16 protein-coding genes and 3 pseudogenes are annotated in these 19,442 nt (G+C 40.8%); 4 read left to right on the forward strand and 15 right to left on the reverse strand.

Annotated features, from left to right (window positions below):
* Positions 1-131: 131 nt before the first annotated feature.
* Positions 132-1,808 (reverse strand): group II intron reverse transcriptase/maturase, encoded by a 1,677-nt coding sequence (ltrA, locus tag PSI22_RS12565; RefSeq protein ID WP_273580063.1) that lies wholly within the window; start codon positions 1,806-1,808, stop codon positions 132-134.
* Positions 1,809-1,864: 56 nt separating this feature from the next.
* Between ltrA and PSI22_RS12570 the strand changes: the two genes are divergently transcribed.
* A complete protein-coding gene (locus PSI22_RS12570) occupies positions 1,865-2,164 on the forward strand; it encodes a hypothetical protein (RefSeq protein ID WP_071826617.1) in 300 nt (99 codons plus the stop codon).
* A 396-nt stretch (positions 2,165-2,560) separates the two neighbouring features.
* Here PSI22_RS12570 and PSI22_RS12575 read toward each other — a convergent pair whose 3' ends face one another.
* Positions 2,561-2,698 (reverse strand): IncC plasmid conjugative DNA transfer DtrJ family protein, encoded by a 138-nt coding sequence (locus tag PSI22_RS12575; protein ID WP_230580599.1) that lies wholly within the window; start codon positions 2,696-2,698, stop codon positions 2,561-2,563.
* A 176-nt stretch (positions 2,699-2,874) separates the two neighbouring features.
* Here PSI22_RS12575 and PSI22_RS12580 point away from each other — a divergent pair, with 176 nt between their 5' ends.
* Positions 2,875-3,201 carry an FxLYD domain-containing protein gene (locus PSI22_RS12580; RefSeq protein WP_010846393.1) on the forward strand — a complete coding sequence of 109 codons (327 nt, stop codon included), beginning with the start codon at positions 2,875-2,877 and terminating at the stop codon, positions 3,199-3,201.
* Positions 3,202-3,301: 100 nt separating this feature from the next.
* Here PSI22_RS12580 and PSI22_RS12585 read toward each other — a convergent pair whose 3' ends face one another.
* The 6 genes and pseudogenes from PSI22_RS12585 to PSI22_RS12610 all read right to left on the reverse strand — a co-directional run bounded on the left by PSI22_RS12585 (position 3,302) and on the right by PSI22_RS12610 (position 8,381).
* On the reverse strand, positions 3,302-4,060 hold the full coding sequence (locus PSI22_RS12585; RefSeq protein WP_038223421.1) for a TIGR03747 family integrating conjugative element membrane protein: 759 nt from the start codon (positions 4,058-4,060) through the stop codon (positions 3,302-3,304).
* A 7-nt stretch (positions 4,061-4,067) separates the two neighbouring features.
* Positions 4,068-6,134: pseudogene (traD, locus tag PSI22_RS12590) on the reverse strand (type IV conjugative transfer system coupling protein TraD); the annotation flags it as partial.
* Positions 6,131-6,670 carry an integrating conjugative element protein gene (locus tag PSI22_RS12595; RefSeq protein WP_273580064.1) on the reverse strand — a complete coding sequence of 180 codons (540 nt, stop codon included), beginning with the start codon at positions 6,668-6,670 and terminating at the stop codon, positions 6,131-6,133. The gene PSI22_RS12595 and the pseudogene traD, both read right to left, overlap by 4 nt.
* Positions 6,646-7,347: a TIGR03759 family integrating conjugative element protein gene (locus tag PSI22_RS12600; RefSeq protein ID WP_273580065.1), complete on the reverse strand. Its 702-nt coding sequence runs from the start codon at positions 7,345-7,347 to the stop codon at positions 6,646-6,648. Before PSI22_RS12600 ends, PSI22_RS12595 begins: the two co-directional genes overlap by 25 nt.
* The gene (gene pilL2, locus PSI22_RS12605) at positions 7,347-7,889 is read right to left on the reverse strand and encodes a PFGI-1 class ICE element type IV pilus protein PilL2 (RefSeq protein ID WP_038194394.1); all 543 of its coding nucleotides are present in this window, start codon (positions 7,887-7,889) and stop codon (positions 7,347-7,349) included. Before pilL2 ends, PSI22_RS12600 begins: the two co-directional genes overlap by 1 nt.
* A 147-nt stretch (positions 7,890-8,036) precedes the next feature.
* A complete protein-coding gene (locus PSI22_RS12610) occupies positions 8,037-8,381 on the reverse strand; it encodes a helix-turn-helix domain-containing protein (RefSeq protein WP_038258112.1) in 345 nt (114 codons plus the stop codon).
* Between the two features lie 398 nt (positions 8,382-8,779).
* Between PSI22_RS12610 and PSI22_RS12615 the strand changes: the two genes are divergently transcribed.
* Together PSI22_RS12615 and PSI22_RS12620 are read left to right on the forward strand one after the other, a co-directional pair.
* Positions 8,780-9,949 carry an AAA family ATPase gene (locus PSI22_RS12615; RefSeq protein WP_273580066.1) on the forward strand — a complete coding sequence of 390 codons (1,170 nt, stop codon included), beginning with the start codon at positions 8,780-8,782 and terminating at the stop codon, positions 9,947-9,949.
* Entirely contained in the window at positions 9,942-10,622 is a 681-nt protein-coding gene (locus tag PSI22_RS12620) for a DUF4276 family protein (protein WP_038194401.1), read from the forward strand. The genes PSI22_RS12615 and PSI22_RS12620 overlap by 8 nt, the downstream gene beginning before the upstream one ends.
* Before the next feature lie 83 nt (positions 10,623-10,705).
* On the opposite strand, the pseudogene ssb reads toward PSI22_RS12620, so the two are convergent.
* The 7 genes and pseudogenes from ssb to PSI22_RS12655 all read right to left on the reverse strand — a co-directional run.
* Positions 10,706-11,002: pseudogene (gene ssb, locus PSI22_RS12625) on the reverse strand (single-stranded DNA-binding protein); the annotation flags it as partial.
* A gap of 111 nt (positions 11,003-11,113) precedes the next feature.
* A pseudogene (locus PSI22_RS12630) lies at positions 11,114-11,490 on the reverse strand (IS1 family transposase); the annotation flags it as partial.
* A 41-nt stretch (positions 11,491-11,531) separates the two neighbouring features.
* Complete coding sequence (locus PSI22_RS12635) at positions 11,532-11,891, reverse strand: two-partner secretion domain-containing protein (RefSeq protein ID WP_273580068.1); 360 nt, start codon at positions 11,889-11,891, stop codon at positions 11,532-11,534.
* 111 nt (positions 11,892-12,002) lie between these two features.
* On the reverse strand, positions 12,003-12,956 hold the full coding sequence (locus PSI22_RS12640; protein WP_273580069.1) for a filamentous hemagglutinin N-terminal domain-containing protein: 954 nt from the start codon (positions 12,954-12,956) through the stop codon (positions 12,003-12,005).
* Between the two features lie 75 nt (positions 12,957-13,031).
* Entirely contained in the window at positions 13,032-13,556 is a 525-nt protein-coding gene (locus tag PSI22_RS12645; protein ID WP_273580070.1) for an SMI1/KNR4 family protein, read from the reverse strand.
* 12 nt (positions 13,557-13,568) lie between these two features.
* Positions 13,569-14,000 carry a hypothetical protein gene (locus tag PSI22_RS12650; RefSeq protein ID WP_273580071.1) on the reverse strand — a complete coding sequence of 144 codons (432 nt, stop codon included), beginning with the start codon at positions 13,998-14,000 and terminating at the stop codon, positions 13,569-13,571.
* Positions 14,001-14,040: 40 nt separating this feature from the next.
* Positions 14,041-19,335 (reverse strand): DUF637 domain-containing protein, encoded by a 5,295-nt coding sequence (locus PSI22_RS12655; RefSeq protein WP_273580072.1) that lies wholly within the window; start codon positions 19,333-19,335, stop codon positions 14,041-14,043.
* Positions 19,336-19,442 lie beyond the last annotated feature (107 nt).

Here is a 19,442-nt window from a genome sequence, read left to right on the forward strand (position 1 = left end):
ACAAAAAATGTTTTGCACTCCAGCATCCAGCGCACATCGTCGAGTAGCGAGCACGTATTACTACGCACCCGCCCTCTAAGAACCGTACGAGCGACTTTCACCGCATACGGCTCAAGCCTTTATAAACCTGCTTAGCAGGCCAGCGTGTTGACCGAAAATTCGCGCTCATGAACCTCATTATGGCAAGAAGGATGGAGTAATACTCTGTTTCCGATGACATCTCTGCCGCCCCGATGGCGAGGCACCAGATTGTGCTCCTGCCAGCCTGTTTCTTGAGTGATTGGCATTTTACACAACGCACAACGTCCCTGTTGTTCGCGATAAAGAATGAATATTTGCCGACGATACCGGAGCTTATTCATCATCCGTTTCGTCCGCAACATTTCACCCTCTTGTTCCCATGCCGGATCAAATGGATTGTACTTCCCCTTCACCTTTAAATGGCGTCGTATCGGGATACTTGAGATATCATACAGTACCCCTTCCCTCGTTCCACTTTCTGCGTCAGAGGCGAAGACCCAGTCCCGGTTACCTATGGTGTGAAAATAGCGATCTTTCACCCATTGAGCTCCTTTCTTCTGATGTCTCCGTCTGGCCCATTGCCAGAGCATAAACCAGATCTGTGCATTCACTTTATGAAGCGTCGATTTGGCTACCACGGGTTGATGGTACTGTGCCCAGCCTTTCAGTAGGCGGTTAAGAATGTGGATAAGATTCACCTGCTTCGCCGCCCGATTGGCCGTGATTGTCTCCTTAACTTTTTGACAGAATGCTTGCACATTCTTCTTGGCGGGTTTGATCAGAAGCTTTCCGTCGTATTTGCGAAAATTCCACCCCAGAAAATCAAAACCCGTATCTATATGTGTAATGTGTGTTTTTTCCTTAGACAACGTCAATCCCCGTTCGGACAGAAAGCCTTCAATCCAGGGTTTAACCTGCTCTTCCAGCCTTTCTTTCGAACGGCAGGTGACTACAAAGTCATCTGCATACCGCACTACATTGATCTTGTTTATCCGGGCGCGTTCCTTGCCGATGTGTTTCTTAAGCAAGGCTTCTAATCCATCCAGAACCATATTCGCCAGTGTTGGGGAGATAATCCCACCCTGTGGGGTTCCTTCCTCTGTTGCTGCCAGATCCCCCTGATACACGACACCTGATTTTAACCAGTTGCACAGCACATTCTTATCCATAGGGATATGTTCGAGCAGCCACTCATGGTTGATATGATCAAAACACCCTTTAATATCCGCTTCCAATACCCATTGTGGAGAACGTTTTTTCGACAGGCAACAAAACAATTGTGCCATTGCGTCTGCCGTTGAGCGTTCTGCTCTGAAACCATAGCTGTTTGGATCACCGGTTGTTTCTGCCACAGGAGATAATGCCAGCAGATACAACGCCTGCGTAGCGCGATCTTTCAGGGTAGGAATGCCCAGAGGGCGATGTTTACCCTTTGATTTTGGGATGAAAACCCGACGAAGAGGACTCGCCTGATAACCCCGGCGTTTTAACGTCTGGGCGGCTTTCCACTTCGCTTCTGGTGTTGACCATAATTTTCTGTCAACGCCGGGGGTTCGTTTGCCGCGACTTTCAGTCACTCGCCGAACCGCCAGAAATTTGGCGGTTCGGGAGCGAACCAACATCCGTTGCAACGCTTTCACTTTGCGCCAGTTGTTGGCCTTACACGCTTTCGCAATCCGGATCTGTAGTGCTCTCACCGTTTGTTCAACATGACACCAATCGATATCGTGCCAGCAGAGTAAACCGTGGGAAAGCGCAGACACTGATGTTGCCGAGTGCGCTACCATGCTGCTTTCCTCCATTATCGTCAGAGTGTTACAGGTTTCATGCGATTAAAGACCAGATGGAAGTGGGCTCACTTTCGCGTCAGGTGATGTTTCAACCCGTATTCTGGCTATTACGACCAGACCTTCGCTTTCTCCATCCTCCTTTACCCGCACCGTCAATAGCATTCCTTACGGTTTGCCTGCCCCGAAGGCAACGATACGGGCTTACCGTGTTCCTCACCAATTACACGACTGGGTTAGGATCTGCCTATTCACCGGTGGCTTTGATGACGACGTGCTCCCACTATAAACAAGAGCAACCAGCCACATACCCTTTTGGTCAGTGCCTGACAGCAGCTTTGGCACATCAAAATTAACGATGTTTATCAGCAATTCACTTACATTATCCCTACCAGTCAGCCTTGCGCCTTACCCCGATGCTGCTTCGAGGATCGCAATCACCCCCTCACAGGGATGATCACACCTAACGGTGGCTACTTTCCAGAGGAGCTTCAGACAAAACCGTTACCCGTAATGCCTGTCCTCTTGGGCTACTGTTGGTCGTACAACAGGTCAATCTTCATTCTGATATTGAATGTTTGACAATAACTGGCGAAGCTTATAATTTATTTCAAATCAACGTATCCAATTGTTTTATAATTGAAATAAATCTTCACGTCGCACCTTTATATATTTCTTAAACATCGACGCTGTTATCACCACCGCCATGCCCAATACTATCGCCGCCAGCAATAATATCACTGTAAGGTAGATCACATCCAGCTAGGACAAATACAACACACAAGTATCGTACAGACCTGTTTAATTCCCCGTTTAGCGTGATAGTAAACAAAACTGGATTCATCTCCCGCGCCATAACGTCGTAAATTCCACTGCTTCAGCTCATCCACCAACTCGACCAAAATCGCTAATATAAACAAGCAGCACCAATTTAAAAGATAAAAGGTATAGATTATGAAAGATGTTCAGAGAATAAATGAGCAATATAAAATGAAATATTAAATAGAGGCGAGCTATGGGATATTTACAATGACCTTAACATAGCAAATATATCGAGGATAATTATATGACAAATATCTTAGAAATGCTCGTCAAGGCAAATATGTCATCAGTTGACAATGCCAATGATTTAGTTTCCGTCACAAATATTCGTCTCGAAAAAGGATCTGATGGGGTTAAATACATATTAGCTGACGCACAAAACAATACAAATCAGATATTAAAATATGTGTTTGTTCATTTCAAACTTTACGAAGGGGAAAATCTGGTTGCTATCAATATAAGTTATATTCTAAATCTTGGCCCAAAAGAAAAGTGGAAAATAAACTCGAGGGTAGACCCTTCTATAAAATTTGACTCTGTCAAACTCGGTGCAATAAACGTTTATCAATAATTATTTCTGACGCGCCGCTTACACGGCTTGTCTGCTGACAGTGTTCGACAAAACAAAAAACCGTTTTGTCGATCACTCTCCAGCGTCTTCAGCGTCTTTATCAAAGATATTTTTTAAACATCGACGTTGTTACCATCACCACTATGCCCAATATTATTGCCGCTGGCAACAATATCATCGTGGGATACACCACATCCGGCCAGGATAAATACAATACACACGGAATGGTACAAGCAGGCTTAATTCCTCGTTTGGCATGATGATAGACAAAGCTCGATTCATAGCCTGCCCCGTAACGCCGTAAATCCCGCCGTCCCAATCCGTCAACCAGTGCGACTAAAAACACCATCACAAACAGCGGCACGGATAACACCAGGATCGCGATTCGGATCAACGTCACCATGGTGATAAACACCGTGGCCAGCCCATATTGCTGTAAATAGCCCGATACTCCCTGTAATACCGTATTGAATTCACGCAGAAAATCATTGCGGCTATTGAGTTGATACTGCCGCTGACCCTGTATCCAGTGCATAAAACCACTGTCCACAAACAGCCAGTTATAGATTTGCGCCAGCCAATCAGAGACCGTTTGTGCGGGATTTGACAACAACAGGCTCTGGGTAAATTCCGTGGATAAAAATTGCAGCTCGGTTTTCATCATCGTCTGGCTATGAGAGGCACCTTGTTCTGGCCAGCAAAAAGTCATACCAAGATATTCCAGTAACAAACTAAATAACCAGGACATCACAATAAACCCAGCGATTTGCCATGGCCATTCCCATAACACACAATACAGCAAACCATGCTGACGAGGCGGTTGGGAAGGTTGGCGGGATTGATTTTCTGACTGTGCCATGACCGGAAATTACCCCCTTCTCTTCCCACCAGGCTTCACTGGTACGGTAGTGCCGTCGCATCTGTTCGGCGATTTTCTGCAAACTCGCCGGCATCAGGGCATCGTCGTCATCGCCTATAGGCAAGGGCATCCGAATTTTCCATAGCTGCCCGCCTTCCAGTAAGGCGAACGCCTGCCCTTTCGGTAAGTTAATCATCTCAGCAGGCATCACCAGCGGCGTTTTGACTGTGCCTACCCTGTCCTGCGTGGACGAGGTGAAATCCTGCCCCTGTTCAACATCGGCGATATCGGCATGTCCTGAGACCAGGGTTTTACTGTAGATTTCCACTTCGGGCAACTGGCTGGTGAGCAGCTCTGCCGTCCGGTTATCCCGTACCCGCAGCATAATCAGGGTATTGAAGTTACCGATCACCTGCGCGGTTTTAGCCGGGCTGCCGATACGGGCTTCGATATCCGATGAAGTTTGGGTATAGGCCGTGACCTGCATGCCCGCACCACCGCCTTTATTGATCAATGGAATAAATTCATCGCCCATTAGCTCATTGAATTCATCACAATGCAGATTAATCGCCAGCTTCCCGTCCTGGCGAACCGGCAAGCCCGCATTCATACCGTATTTATAAATCTGCCCGGCCACACTGACCAAATCCGCAAACATGCTGTTTCCTACCGCAGAGGCCACATCGCTGTCAGACAGCGCATCCAGGCCGATATAGACAATCCCGTTCTTGCGGATCACCTGTTCCCAGTCGAAGATAGGGCGCAGATCCGCCATATTGAGATAATCCGGTGATAACAGTTCTGAGATTTTTCCCGTGGTCAGTTTTTCCAGCAGGGGCAACAGAGAGGCGACAATTTTATCAAAATAGGTACGATCATAACGCACGGCAGAACGTAATCCGTCCAGAATGGGGTCATAGAGTTGCTTACCCGCTTCTGAACTCAGCGTGACTTCCATCGCCCAGAGTCTAAGCGCATCCGGCTGTCCCTGCATATTGCGCGGGATGTCTTTTTCTTTCAGCTTGCTGAGGTAATGTTGGATTTGTTCCAGCAGCGCAGGCTGCCTGTCTGCCATCACTTTAGTGGCATAGAGCTGATACAGTTCGCTGATATTATTGACGTAACGCGTGATAAGCGTGTAATCCGGCCGGTGCCCCAGTGCAACTAACGCGCGGGCGACAATATTGACAAACCGCCAGGCAAACTCACGAAATGCCTCACTGTTCCCTTCACCACTCAATTGCCCCGCCAGACGGGAAGCGACTTCCGAAACCCGGCCAAACCGCCCGACGGCATTATAACGCGCCGAAATTTCCGGCCAGCCCAGATGAAAGAGGGAAAGTTCACTGCCACGTCCAGCCCGGTGAGCTTCCGCCCAGATACGTCTTAACAGGTCGGCATCCCCTTTGGGATCAAAAACAATCACTACCTCACCGCGCCGAATATCCTGCATAATGAGCAATTCAGCCAGCCGGGTTTTTCCCACCCGGGTAGTACCCATCACTAAGGTATGCCCGACCCGTTCGCGCAGATCCATAAACACCTCGGCTTCCTGTGGTTCAATACCGTGGATCACAGGATTGCCGCCCACCGGAGGCAGTGGTCGCACCGGATTTAACGGCGAATCTTTGCGTAACAACGCTGATAACCTAGGCCAGCGGTATTCGGTACGGCGTTCCAGTACCCGGGCAAGCTGATAGAACCGGGATGGCTGCACAAATCGTTCGACCTCTGGTCGCCGCGTATCCTGCAAACGCTGGGTATGCTTCTGCTGCCAGCGAAATCCCCTGCCCAGAAACAAGCGCTGATGACTGACGGGAATTTGCTTTGTGCTCATCAGGTAGCGTGGCAGACGGCGCAGGTTTCGGCGATAGCGGATAACCTGAATGCCCTGCCATGTGCGGATCATCGACAATATTGCAAAACCACCGGCCATCACATAACTGATTGACGGTGCCAGTGCAATCGCCCACGGTGCCCGGATGCAGATAAATGCCGCCACAGCTGAAACGACAGCAGTATTCAGTTCTACCGCCGGACGCAGCAAGGCTTCAACCACATAACGACGGCTCATAGTGAGGGTTGCTGTGTGAGTGTGCTTTCAGTGATCAGCACCGGATAATGTTGCAGTTGCAAACGACTCGCCAATTCTGAACCGGAAGCCGGCGATAACAGGATATCCGGTGCTAAGGTGCGCAATGACTGTAATCCTGCTATTGTACTGACATTAACAACCAGCCCCACCGCGTGCAATTGCGCAAGCCGTGCTGCATGCTGGCTTAGCCACTGACGTGAATCGGGATCATCGCCAATCAGAAATAACGCCCCAATGCCTGGTAGTTGCAGTGATCGGCTTGTTACCTTTCCCGGTGTCAGTTCCGGTGTTTTGACCGGCAACATGACCGCTTCACCCAATACTTCTGGCGAGAAATGTTGTGGTTGTACAGAACGATAACTCGGCTGGGCATTAATGCTTTCATAAAAGGGCGAAGCATCTTTGCCGCCTAAATCGGCAATCACGTTAAGTTCAGCCTGGCAAGTATGAATCCATAACAGACCGATGATAGGCAACAGGTTCAGCCGTTTCATTGTAATGACGTGATATGCCATCCCTGCTCCCCCTGTCGTAATAATACTGGCATCAGACCCTTGCCAAACCGGAACCAATACCCCGCATCATGATTCAGTGTAATTTGTCGATTATGTACCCGTTCCACAGGAATATGATGATCTTTGGCCCATTGCCGTAAAGTGTCATCATTACTTTGGCTGTCTACCAGATAGATATCAACGGGTTGCTTTGCAGCCAGGACTTCGGCCAAACGGGTTTCACATTGCGGGCAATCTTTGGCTCTGACAAACAATGCCAGCCGACCATTGGTCGCACGCGATTTTTCCATATTGACCGGCAATACATCCGGAAACAGCCGCTGCCAGGCGGCATCCACTTCCCGCTGGAAACGCAGCTCTTTTTCGGTACGGGCAAACTCTGACTTAACCCACTGTTCAGCATAACGGCGGCGCTCGGTATCGCTTTCGGCTTCAATACCTAATGTCGTTAACGGATCAAGCCCTGGCGACTGGATACTCCGTGGCCCACTCATCAGGTGCTGATAACGCTGATATTCATCGGCACTTAACTTCCACTGTTCAGCCTGACTTTTCAGGGATTGCTGCTGGCTTTCTGTCGTGTGCGTCTGCTGCGAAGCTAACGGTGTGGGTGTTGCTGCCCACACAGAATGGCTCAGCAGTAACCACGTCAATAGGCCTGTTCGGTGTAATTTCATCAACGCTCTCCCGACTGAGTGGGTTTAGCCGTAACTGGAAGCTGATAGCCCTGTCGTAAATGGTGGCAAACCACACGCTGTACCTCATCCACTTCCAGTTGCCAGGCCGGACCAGCCATCACCTGCAATGCCGTACGCAACCGAACGGGGCCTAACTGTGCGTGTACTGACGGCAGCGGCTGGCGATATAAGATTTCATTGGTGTTTTCAGGCGCACACAATGTGTAACCGGATTGACGCAGTGCATAACGCATGGCATCAGCAACAGTGGGATTCTGGGAAACTGGAATATGGATATCAATCAACTGGGAAAGTGGGTCACGCTGCACCGCTGTCGGGTCGGTACTGACCAGTAAATAACGCCCGTAGCGAACGATTTCAGGCATTTGCTGATAAATATCCGGTGAAACCGATTGGATGTTTCGTGTCAGCGTAACGGAAGAAAAGCTATTTTGAGAAGGCTGAGGTAGCGGTTGCTTTACTGGAACGGTACATCCCGCCAGTGTGACCGCGATTAAGCCGATTAACACAGTTATTTTCATGCCAAATAGGTTCCTGCTCAGTCGTAAAATAATCCTGACTATGCAAGGAACCCTGTGATGTATTCAATGAACAACTCAACTGTGTTTGCTGAAAATAAAAATGCTGAAACAAACAATAATGAATAAACCCTGAAAAATATTATCGCACTAAACGTTAGGGTTTATATCAGAGTATTGTTCAGCCACTGGCTGATATTCATCGACTGATTGACACTCATCAGCCGCCTGACAGTCTGCAACTGGTTGGCGTACTTTTCTCTCAATAAAATTACCGTAGTCATCGAAATAACGGCTGGGCCAGATTTCAGCGGGGTCCATTTCCAAGCGGGTTGCGATGATCCATTCCCCTTTGGGCCACGGGCGGGATAAGGTATTTGCCAGTGTGGAAGAACTGAGTCCCGATTCACGGGATAAAGCGGCGAGTGTGGTACCACGTTTGCGTAATGCACAAATAATTTCGGCTGGGTGCCAGTCTTGGTGAGTGTTAATCATACCTGCTTCCCCTTCTGTTGATTATTTTGGTGGCGATTCAAAACAGGGATTCTCAGGTACCGGAGTTATCAGCCGGTGAGGCAAAGCCTCCCCTGTCTGAACCGCCATTGAAGGGGCGATAACAGACACACTGGTAGAAACTTCCTACCAGTGGATAACTTTGAGGCCTGAGATTCCTCACTACCGGATTTTGCCGATAGCTTTTTTACTTTAACTGATTGAGTTATCTAATTCAATAATCGAATGTGTAAGTATAATCAGTAAAATTAAGTAATTAGTTACCCGTTAGTTCAGCATCATCTCTAACAATAAGTATAACCACCGAAAGGTACGCTTCAGAGAATAGTGCGTCAGCTATCAGCGGGTTATGTTAACATTGACGATAACTGTGTTGATGCATGATTGAATCGATAGTTACCCCCTTGTCTGATACTGAAGTAAAGCATTTCAAAGGAGGAGATATGACAACATCTTTAGACAAGCTCACGATTAAAGGGTTTAAATCAATCCATGAGCTGAGTGAATTTGAACTTAAAAACTTAAACGTGATTGTTGGCGCTAACGGCGCAGGTAAAAGTAATTTGATCTCCTTTTTTAAAATGCTGCGGGCATTAATAGACGGTACATTAAATCGCTATGTACGCGATAATGGTGGCGCTGGCGATTTACTCTTTAATGGCAATAAGGTCACGCAGAAAATGGATTTTGAAACACGCTTCGGGGAAAGAGGATTTCGCTTTAAATTAGTCCCCACGCCAGCAGATAGCTGTGCAATTGAAGATGAAGCCTGCTATTACGCAAAAGATACTACCGGATGGTGGTCACTGGGGGATAGCGATGATGGCAGGTCCAGAATGGTCGCTGAAATCGAGAACAATTCCTCTGATGCACCGTATTCAAAACCTGTCTATGATGCCATCGCTTCCTGGCAGATTTACCATTTTCACGATACCAGTGCGACAGCTGGAATGCGAAAATATGAAATTATTCAGGATAACAAAACATTACGTACAGATGCTTCTAACATTGGCGCATTCTTATTAAAACTCAAAAATGAGGCGCCAAATGAGTATAAATCGATTGTAAATGCCATCAGGTTAGTCACACCTTTCTTTGATAACTTCATTCTGGAACCGCGTCAGAGCGGTCAGAAAGAAGAAGTTAACATTAGTTGGACGCAGAAAGGCTCAGACTACCCGATGCAACCTTATCATTTATCCGATGGTTCAATACGCTTTATTTGTCTGGCAACCGCATTATTACAACCCAATCCTCCATCGACCATTATTATTGATGAACCAGAACTAGGGTTACACCCTGCGGCCATTGTTATCCTTGCCGAGTTAATTCAACAGGCGGCTCAGCGTACCCAAGTCATTATCGCCACTCAATCCCCTATTTTAATCGATCAATTCTCTGCTGAAGATATTGTCATCGTGAATCGTAAAAAGGGAGCTTCACGTTTTGAGCGTTTAAATGAAGAAGATTTTTCTCAATGGCTCGAAAACTATTCTCTGGGCGAATTATGGGCTAAAAACGTCATTGCCGGAGGGCCGACTTATGAGTAATTACATCGAAGTCATGGCCATCGTTGAAGGTAAGACAGAACAGATATTTATTGAAAAGATACTTCAACCTTATCTGGCTGAGAAAATGATTTTCATCTCTGCCACACAAGTTTCTAAACCCGGACAAAAAGGTGGAGATGTGCGTTTTTCAAGAGTCAAGAAAGACATTGAGATGCATCTGAAACAACGTCCAGATACCTATGTCACAACCTTTATTGATTATTACGGCACCAATGAATGGCCGGGATTAGAAACGTTAAATAGACAGTGGGAACCAAAGAAAATCGCTGAACATCTGCATCTGTCAACACAGAATGAAATTCACCAATTTCTATTCACACAGAGAGCCGATGAACGTTTTATTCCGTACATCGTTATGCATGAATTTGAAGCTTTGCTCTTTAGTGACAAAGAGATACTTGCCAATGAGTTGAATATTCATGTACAAGAGGTAGAGCAGGTACTTCGAGAGTGTGGAGAACCGGAATCGATTAACAATAGCCCACAAACGGCGCCTTCAAAGCGGTTGGAAAAATGGTCAGCAAATGGAACATTTGGCAAAACGACAACAGGGATAGCTATTGCCGAGAAAACAGGCATTCCTAAGATGAGAGAAAAATGCCCGTTATTCAACGAGTGGCTATGTAGGCTTGAAATATTAATGACCGTTTAAATGTGTGCGTAGAATTTAGAATCGATTGACTTACCCAATATTAGAAATAAGCCCTGTGTAACAGGGCAATAGGTTAAACCACGTCAAAATGGGATCTCATCAGACCAATCCAGTTCTCCTTTCTCCTCTTCAGGTAAAGCCGAAAGTTGATCCATTTGTGTTGGTTTTCTCTCCTTTTTATCCGGTTGAGAAGTCTGTGGTTTTTGTGCTGACTTAGCCTGTTGAACAGGAACCTGTTTTGCATCGCCACGGCTCCCCAGCATCTGCATCGTGCCATTGACATTGACCACCACTTCCGTTGAATAGCGATCCTGTCCCTGATTGTCCTGCCACTTGCGTGTTTGTAACTGGCCTTCGATGTACACCTGAGCACCTTTTTGGGGGTTTGCGCCCAATTCAGCGAAAAGTTCCACGAATGAGAATAAATTAATTAATTTCAATATATTACAATGAAATTCATTCTATAAATTTTATCTCTTTCGATACTTTCGATACCAGAGCCAACGTTGATTCTTTTTACTTCTCACAAATGACCATTGCTCATCAACTTCACAGATAAGCTGGACTTCATTTCCCTTAAGAGGAAGGTTGGTCACATTTTTCGGGGAGAGTTTTTTAACGTGCGAATGACGGTGTTAATCCCTATCTTCAGTACACGAGCGGTATCACGAACACCGGAGTTATTCACTGCCATATCAATAATTTGCTCTTTCACGCCGGGATAACAGGCTTGATAGGCATAGTTCAGTTGAAAGGTTTTACGGCAGGCATAGCAGTGATAGCGGGGATGACCAGTACGTCCTTTTCCATGCCCTTTAACCTCTTCTGTTTTATGGCAGTAACGACAAACCACATCAACTTTAGCCATCTCTCACTCCATAATAAAAAGCAGGGAGTTTATCACAATATCTAATCATTGAGAGCATGACCTTTAAGTTGAGATGGATTACCTCCAACTACTTCATTGTTAATAAGGGTTGCCGATCTGTTTCTAAGATTAGGGTTTTTATTCAATTGACCTGCTAATTGAGATGTAGTAGATTCTAAAGAATTATTAAAAACTAATCCTTGTTCTCCTACATTAAATTCTTTATAAACATTGTGAGACACTCTTGAAAGGTTAGGAGTAGCTATATCTACTACGGGGATATTATTAACTTGATTAGCCTGAGTCTTATTATTGTCTAGAATTATAAGGTCTGCAATAGCTAGATTAGTAGAAATGAACAACCCCGCCGCAAGCAGCGGGGTATCAAAACCAATAGTCAACTACAGGGTAGTTCGCCCCAAGGGGCGGGGAATATAACCCTCAGAGATTTAATATTCTTGTTTTTAATAGTCATAAAATTCTCTTTTTAAGTGACATATTTTTTGGTGAAATTATTGTTTAGGATGCCAAACACCATTAATAAGTTCCATTTCTCTACCATCGTGAAAATATCTATTTGCTGCAACAATTATATTTTGTTCTTGGTTAGAAGAATATACGTCTCCAGAGTCTTTCATTAATTGTACAGTAATATTTTCTAATTGACCCTTTGAAGTTGATAAATCTCTTATGTTTACTCCGGCACCTTTTTCGTTACTAAGAAGTATTATGCTTTTATTAGCATACATACCTCCAAGATTACCTGTATCTATAGAAAATCCTGGTTGAGGAGTTTCATTTTCAAATCTGATAGGCATCCCTGGAACCTTCATACTCATGGAATTAGGTCCTATCATCGCTGTAATAGTATCAGCATTAATTTTTCCATTTACTTGAAGAGATCTACTGAAAACAACAAGGTTATCAGAATCTAAGCCTTTTACTCCAATAGTAACTTTACCTTTAGTTACTTCTAAACTAAGTAAATCTTTTTTATTGAAAACAGGTTTACCAGTACTAATAAAAGACTCTCTTATATTTATGAATTTAGCTCCATCAATAAAGACACCGTTTGGATTAGTTATTACTAATTTAGCATCTTCCCCAACTATTTCTATAGCTCCTTTAAGTTGAGATTGATTACCGCCAACTACTTCATTAATGATTAAGCCAGCAGTCCTATCCTTAAGATTATGATTTTTCTCTAATTGACCTGCTAATTGAGAATTAACAGAATCTATAGAATTATTGAAAATCACGCCCTTTTCACTAACATTGAACTCTTTATAGGTATTTCTGGACATACCGTTAAGAGTTGGAGTAGCTATGTTGATAACTGGTATATTATTAACTTGGTTAACTTGAGTGTTAAAATCATTAGGAATGATATCATTAGCAAAAGCTAGGTTAGTAGAAACTAACAAAGTTAATGTAGAAATCTTTGTAAAAGTTTTAAAGTTTTTCATAAAAGCCTCTTTTTAGGTAGATCTGCTTTGATTTAAATCAAAGCAGATCTAATAATAATGAAATAGGTTTAATTGTTATATTCTAAGTAAGTCTCCTGTATAATCAAGTGGGATTTTACAAGCATAACCTCTACTAGAATCTACAACGCTTCTTAAATATTCATTAAAAGTTAAACCAGTATCTACTATTGTGTCATAGTTAGTATCAAGATAATAAACTAAATCAGGATTATCTGAATCAGTTAATAAGAAATAATGCAAAATTCCTTCATTTTCCATTGAAATAAAGAAAGGTTTTTGTTCTACTAAATCAAATCGTTGAACTTCTCTTAATCCATCTTCACATCCTATTTGAAATTTTATCTCATCTCTGATATTAGCAGTTTCACTATAAAAACTTAAAGGTTGATTTGAAAAAAAACCTCCACTGCAACGCCCCATGTGAATTAAAAAATCAAGTACTTGACCTTGAATTTTAATATCATATAAACGTTCTAATTTTACTATATCTTCTTCTGAATAGCCCTTAATGTAAGTAATATCTATAGTCAACTCTGGGTAAGCAGAATGTAGATATTCTATTAATTCTGTTTTAGTCATTTATAACTCCAATTAATCTACTGACCATAAAGATTGTAATTTATGAAAATAATCATTCAATAATTTGGCATTACATTTTTTACTGAAAGAGAACTTTCTATAAAAAGGTTTATAATTGATATCTTCCTCCAAATTCATAACAGTGTATATAATTAACTTAAGTTCTCCATAGGAGAATCTAAGGTTATAGAATATTTCATTGTTTAAATGTTCTTTTTTCAAAATTATATTTGTTTTATGTGAAATATTGGATTGTATATAATCTGATATTTCTAAAAAAGCAGATCTATACCAGGACAATTTATCTAGGTTTTTTTCTTCAATCTCTTCAGATTTAAGCAAAATATCATGTAAACAATCCCTAAGAATAACTAATTCTTCATATGTCATTCTGATAGTATAAAAACTAACTCCAGATACAGTTTCTCTATTTAAGGTCTTCATATTGATTTAAGGTCTTTATATTGAATTTATCACTAGATATTTAGGGTTTTCTACCGGTTGTACCCTCAAATATATTAATAATAAAATCTTTGTTTTGATCTGCAAATACTTTGCTATTAGGTTTACAGCCAGCACACATTCCTGGAGATGTAGCACTAGTATTCTGAATAGACATATTTATATCTACTTTCTTACCTTGAAAATTATCTTGAAAATGACTAAATAATTTTTGTTCAGCGTGATTAAAGTTAGTTTGCTTTCCATTAGGAGCTGGTGGTATAGAACCACTATCTTTTCTAATCACATTAAAATTAACCCCCTTAATATTTACGACATTGGGAGAATTGCCTGACCAAGCTGTACCATTTACAGATAAGTAATATTCTTTTTTACCATTAACTGTTACTGATGCTGCAGCATAACTAACAGCTGCATCAGGTTTTTGGAATTCACTTTTAAGATATTTTGTAGTCCCCGCTCTAAGCATATTAGGCTCTAAATTCATATCTTTAAGCTTACTTAAATCATTAACTCTATGATTCCCTTTAAAGAATTTACCCATACTTCTAAGAGAATCATTGTAAATCCTAGTAGCTTCAGCAAACTTACCATTTTTAGCAAGAGTTTTTATAGCTTCAACGCTTTTATCAGCTGCTTTTCCTAATTTTGCCCAAGGGGCTGCTGATGCCGCTGCAATTATATAATCTGTTCCTGTTTCTGCATCTTTAACATCTTTAAGTACTGAAAGAGGACTAAATTCTACTATAAAATTACATAAAGTTGCATCAACTAAACAAGCATCTACAGCATCTTGGAGAGATCCTTCGGGGAATATGCTTCCAGGTTTACCTTTATTGACGAACAGTCCCATAGTATGTTCATCATGGTTATATATTATAGTCAATTCGCCAGCATTAGCTCCAGCATAAACACCTTCAGGAGTTCCTGTAATAGCTGCACCAGCTAAAGCTCCTACAATCTTACCTCCTATTTGAGTGGCTCTAGAATCATCAAACGTATTTCTAAGACTATCAGCTGCTAAAGAAGCAGCTAATGCTCCCGCTGCGGCAGCTTTACCATCATTTCCTCCAACTTCTGCAATTATAGCAGATAGTGCAGCATGGCTAAGCGCTCTTCCAACTTCAGTTAACTGATTCGCATATTCACCTATTTGGAAAGCTCCTTCAGCATGAAGTTGACTAGTTGAATTAGATAATAGAGCGGAAACAAAATTATCTTTAAAACTTCCACCATTAATAGTAGTGTTTATTCCAGAGCTAATCAAAGACTGTCCGGCAACTCTCTGGGCAGTAGCTACCCAATCTTGATTACTTAATAGAGGCATACTTCCTCTATTAATAGCTGCACCTCCTTTAGTCCCTTCACCCCAACCCATTGCAGAATCAAATCCAGCTAATGCACCTCCAATAGCCGCTGAAGTAACTATAGATTTTATAGTACTACTACTTCCCATGTCTTTAAAAGTTTTAGATAAATTACCCTCATTTTCAGCTAGAGAAACCGCTGCTTTACTAGCAGCCGCTGCCATACCTGCTGTAATAGCTCCTTGAGCTGCTGCACTGCTTCCAGCTATAGATGCTGCATAGGGAGCAGCGTAACCAGCGGTGACTACAGCTACTACTACAGCTATTACTGCCCCTACAACCGGATTTAAGTTTTTATTGTTAATGTTCCATTCAGAATAAGCATCTTGTATTTTATTCCATTCAACATCATTTCGTTTGCTTATATCTTTTATCCAAGACATACCATAACCATCGCTTAGTAAGTCAATGGCATCTTGAAGATTTTGATTATCCTTTGTTTTTATATCAGCATTAATACCGGTAGCATTAACAGTAAGTGTTCCTCCAATATTAATTTGAGGTAAATACCAAATATTTTCTTGGTAACCTTTATTTCTTTGCTTAATGTAAAACCCTTTAGACATACTAAGTTCTTGTTCAAAATCTAAAGAACTTACAGCTTTGAAGTTAACTTTACCTTGAAGACTAGTTAAATTAGTATTTTTGCCGGCTTCTATTTTACTACCTTCAAAAGTAACATCATCTCTACCTAAAAAATTGATATAACCGGTAGGAGCAGAAAACTCTGTAACAACTGGGGTTGAAGTTTGGTTAATTTTCTTAAAAGTTTTCTTTCCACCTAACCAATTTCGCTTTACAGACTCTGTTTCATATTGCGTTGTTTCGTTTAAAGCTTGAGCATAGATGTAACCGCCTTTAGCAGAAATATCCATAGTTCCAGAAGCTATCGCATTTCTTAAAGTAGTGTCTGAAATAACTGATGAGATATTTTTTAGTCCTTCAACTGCTAATTTAGTAGCTTGAAATAAAATATTTCCTTCAGCGGAAAGCGTTAATAAACCTTTGGCAGATAATTCTGTTGATTCAATAGTTTGATATTCGTAGCTATCATTACTTCTAGTATATTTTTCTTTTGGTAAAGCTCTAAGTCTAATGTCTCCTCCAGAAAGTATAGAAAGATTTTCTCCAGAGATTAATTTAGATCCTGAGGTTACGACATGATCATTAGCGATTAAATTAAGATTTTTACCGGTTTTAATAGAAGTTACTAAGTTATCTGTAAGGAAATAATTTAAATCTGGACTTAGTTTACCATAATTATACCGATCAAAACCTATATATTCTCCTGCTAATATTGTAGTATTTTCTTTAGATTTAATATCGGCAGCTTTTAGTATAGCCGACCCTCCAGCATTTAATGTGACATTGCCCGAGTTAATAGCAGTAGTTAAGTCTAAAATTTCGTGAGAATTAGCTCCAAATTCAGGTCCGAGATTCACAATTGTGTAATGGAGGTCATCAGGAGTGTTAGGTATAATTCTAGGCCCTTGGGCCATAACTTTTACTGAAAACATAATATCCCCAAAAGAGGTATCATTTCCAATAGAAGTAAGTCTATCATCACCATAAATTAGACCAGAGCTAGAAGAATTTCGAGTTTTTAAACTAAATAAGATGTCTTTTCCAGCAGTTAAGCTAACACTATCGGAATCTTTTACCGATACATTATTACCATTGCAACCATTTATTGATCCCCCTAAACAATTTATCTGAACACCGCGTAAAGCTAAATTATTTCCAGCTACCATAGAAACGTTGGAAGCATTAATATAGCTTCTAAAAGAGAAGGGGCCTCCAACAAAATCTTCTGCTTTTTTATTATGTGCAGGTCTGATTGTAAAGGTTCTAAGCTCTTTATCATTATTTTCGACGTTAATATCCCTTCCAGCGAAAATTGTTACTGTATTTCCATTATCTGTAGAACTAAAAACTGCAGTGTTCTCTAAAACGACATCTCTTCCAGCAGAAATTGTTAAATCTTTATCTGCTCTTATAATGCTACCTAATATTGGAAAAGTATCGAAATCAAAAGGTATAAAAACGTCACCATCTTTCTTGAGTCTTTTATTATTATTGTGTTTATCATTAGCATCTGAATCACTAATGCCATAAATTTTAACATCTCCATCTTTACTAAGTAGATTCTGAGAATCTCCTCTTAATTTTAATCTCCTCAAATCTATATTGTTGCCAGCTATAATCGATACTTCATTTTTAGCATTTAAATCAGTTTTTATTCCCTTTACAGAGTCATTCGCAATGATTTTTAAAGTATCATTAGCAGTTATTCTTCCATGAATATTAATGTTATTAGCGTTTAATACAATATCTTTACCTTTAATAGAATCAGAATCAGACCCTCCTTCGAAAGTTGGCGAATAAAACTTTTGATTATCTATTTTGAAAGAGAGATTATTAAATAAACTAGAATTTACATTAATTGAGTTAGTAAAATCTAAAAGAAGTTTATTTCCAGCTGTTAACTGTGGTGTTATATCATATTTTCTTCCAGAACCATAATGAAAATCGCTTATATATTGATGATTTAAATTTTGTCCAGTAAGAAGTAAATCATTTTTTGCCGTAATATTTGCAGAATTGTTAATATTATTAGCATTGATATATAAACTATTACCTGAAGTTATTCTTTGATCAAAAAATTTTCCATTCTCTATACCATTATTTTCTAGACGAGTAGCTCTAAGTATTATGTCTCCATTAAGGCTATTAATATTTCCACCTAAGTTTTTAATTGAATCAGATTTATCTCCATATAAAGTTTTTTGAGCCCATAGATTATCTTTCGACGAGATTAAAGAATTATCAAAATTTACAATATTATTGCCTAACAACCATATATCTTTACCACTAGTTATTTTAGTATTATTTTCTATTCTATTTTTGCTGGCTAAAACTATATCTTTTCCAGCGTTAATCTCAGCTTTATCGCCAGTAAAAATATTATCAGCTCCTATGTTCAAATTAGAGCTAGCTGAAATATTTCTGTTATTATTAGGGAGATTGACAAGATTTACATTTCCATTAACGTTAATAGAAATATCTCCCCCATTAGACCTAATATCAGAACCAGATGCCTTTAGGCTATTTAAATTAACGCCAACTCCTTTTTCAGTAGAAAGTATGTTAATTTTATTAGCATACATCCCTCCAAGATCAGAAGTGTCTATAGCTAGTTTTGGAGAACTTCCTTCACCTTTAATATTTGCAGTTAAATAATTGTTACCAAGACCTCCATAATTAATTTGATTGGTTCCTTGAATTGTATTGATATTATTTCCTTGACCATTTATCCTACCAGATAAATTTAAAGTTCTACTGATTATATCTATAGAATCTACAGTATCAAAACTGCCATCTAAGCCATCACCCTCAATATTAATTTGACCTTTAGTTACTCGTAAGTTATCTAAAAATCCATCATTATTTAAAGTAGGTTTACCTGTAGTTAATGTAGCAACGGACATATTAAGAAAGCCGCCGCCATCAACAGTAATACCATTGGGGTTAGATATTATCACTGAAGCTCTATCGCCAGCTACTTCTAACGGTCCTTTAAGCTGAGATTGATTACCCCCGACTACTTCATTAATGATTAAATCTGCAGATCTATCTTGAAAATTAGGGTTTTTATCTACATCTCCTAATATTTCAGATACTGCAGTATCTATTGAGTTATTTAAAACTGCACCTTGCTCTTCGACATTAAATTCTTTATAAACGTTATGAGAGATCCCCCTAATATTAGGGGCAGCTATATCAATAACAGGAACATCATCAATTACATTTATTTGAGTTATGTTATCATTGGAGATAATTGGATTTGCAGCAGCGATGCTGATAGGATAAATACCTATTAGATATATCAGAAGATAGGTTAAAGCTTTTGTAAACTGATTAACATTATCAGGATTATTGGGTTTTTTCATAATTTCCTGCCATTAGTTCATTTAGAAAAAAATTGCAAGAAATTATGAAAAGTATATAAGTCTCTTGCAATTAATAGAATTACTTATACTTCTTAACTAAGACTGGT

Source organism: Xenorhabdus aichiensis, from assembly GCF_028598775.1.
GTDB classification, from domain to species: Bacteria; Pseudomonadota; Gammaproteobacteria; order Enterobacterales; family Enterobacteriaceae; genus Xenorhabdus; species Xenorhabdus bovienii.

Bases quoted from the DNA above. Each gene is read 5' to 3' on its own strand.
- PSI22_RS12655 (WP_273580072.1), bottom strand. From the start codon at position 19,335: ATGAAAAAACCCAATAATCCTGATAATGTTAATCAGTTTACAAAAGCT.
- PSI22_RS12570 (WP_071826617.1), top strand. From the start codon at position 1,865: ATGGAAGTGGGCTCACTTTCGCGTCAGGTGATGTTTCAACCCGTATTC.
- ltrA (WP_273580063.1), bottom strand. From the start codon at position 1,808: ATGGTAGCGCACTCGGCAACATCAGTGTCTGCGCTTTCCCACGGTTTA.
- PSI22_RS12620 (WP_038194401.1), top strand. From the start codon at position 9,942: ATGAGTAATTACATCGAAGTCATGGCCATCGTTGAAGGTAAGACAGAA.
- PSI22_RS12650 (WP_273580071.1), bottom strand. From the start codon at position 14,000: ATGAAGACCTTAAATAGAGAAACTGTATCTGGAGTTAGTTTTTATACT.
- PSI22_RS12595 (WP_273580064.1), bottom strand. From the start codon at position 6,670: ATGGCATATCACGTCATTACAATGAAACGGCTGAACCTGTTGCCTATC.
- PSI22_RS12645 (WP_273580070.1), bottom strand. From the start codon at position 13,556: ATGACTAAAACAGAATTAATAGAATATCTACATTCTGCTTACCCAGAG.
- PSI22_RS12615 (WP_273580066.1), top strand. From the start codon at position 8,780: ATGATTGAATCGATAGTTACCCCCTTGTCTGATACTGAAGTAAAGCAT.
- PSI22_RS12610 (WP_038258112.1), bottom strand. From the start codon at position 8,381: ATGATTAACACTCACCAAGACTGGCACCCAGCCGAAATTATTTGTGCA.
- PSI22_RS12580 (WP_010846393.1), top strand. From the start codon at position 2,875: ATGACAAATATCTTAGAAATGCTCGTCAAGGCAAATATGTCATCAGTT.
- PSI22_RS12585 (WP_038223421.1), bottom strand. From the start codon at position 4,060: ATGGCACAGTCAGAAAATCAATCCCGCCAACCTTCCCAACCGCCTCGT.
- PSI22_RS12640 (WP_273580069.1), bottom strand. From the start codon at position 12,956: ATGAAAAACTTTAAAACTTTTACAAAGATTTCTACATTAACTTTGTTA.
- PSI22_RS12600 (WP_273580065.1), bottom strand. From the start codon at position 7,347: ATGAAATTACACCGAACAGGCCTATTGACGTGGTTACTGCTGAGCCAT.
- pilL2 (WP_038194394.1), bottom strand. From the start codon at position 7,889: ATGAAAATAACTGTGTTAATCGGCTTAATCGCGGTCACACTGGCGGGA.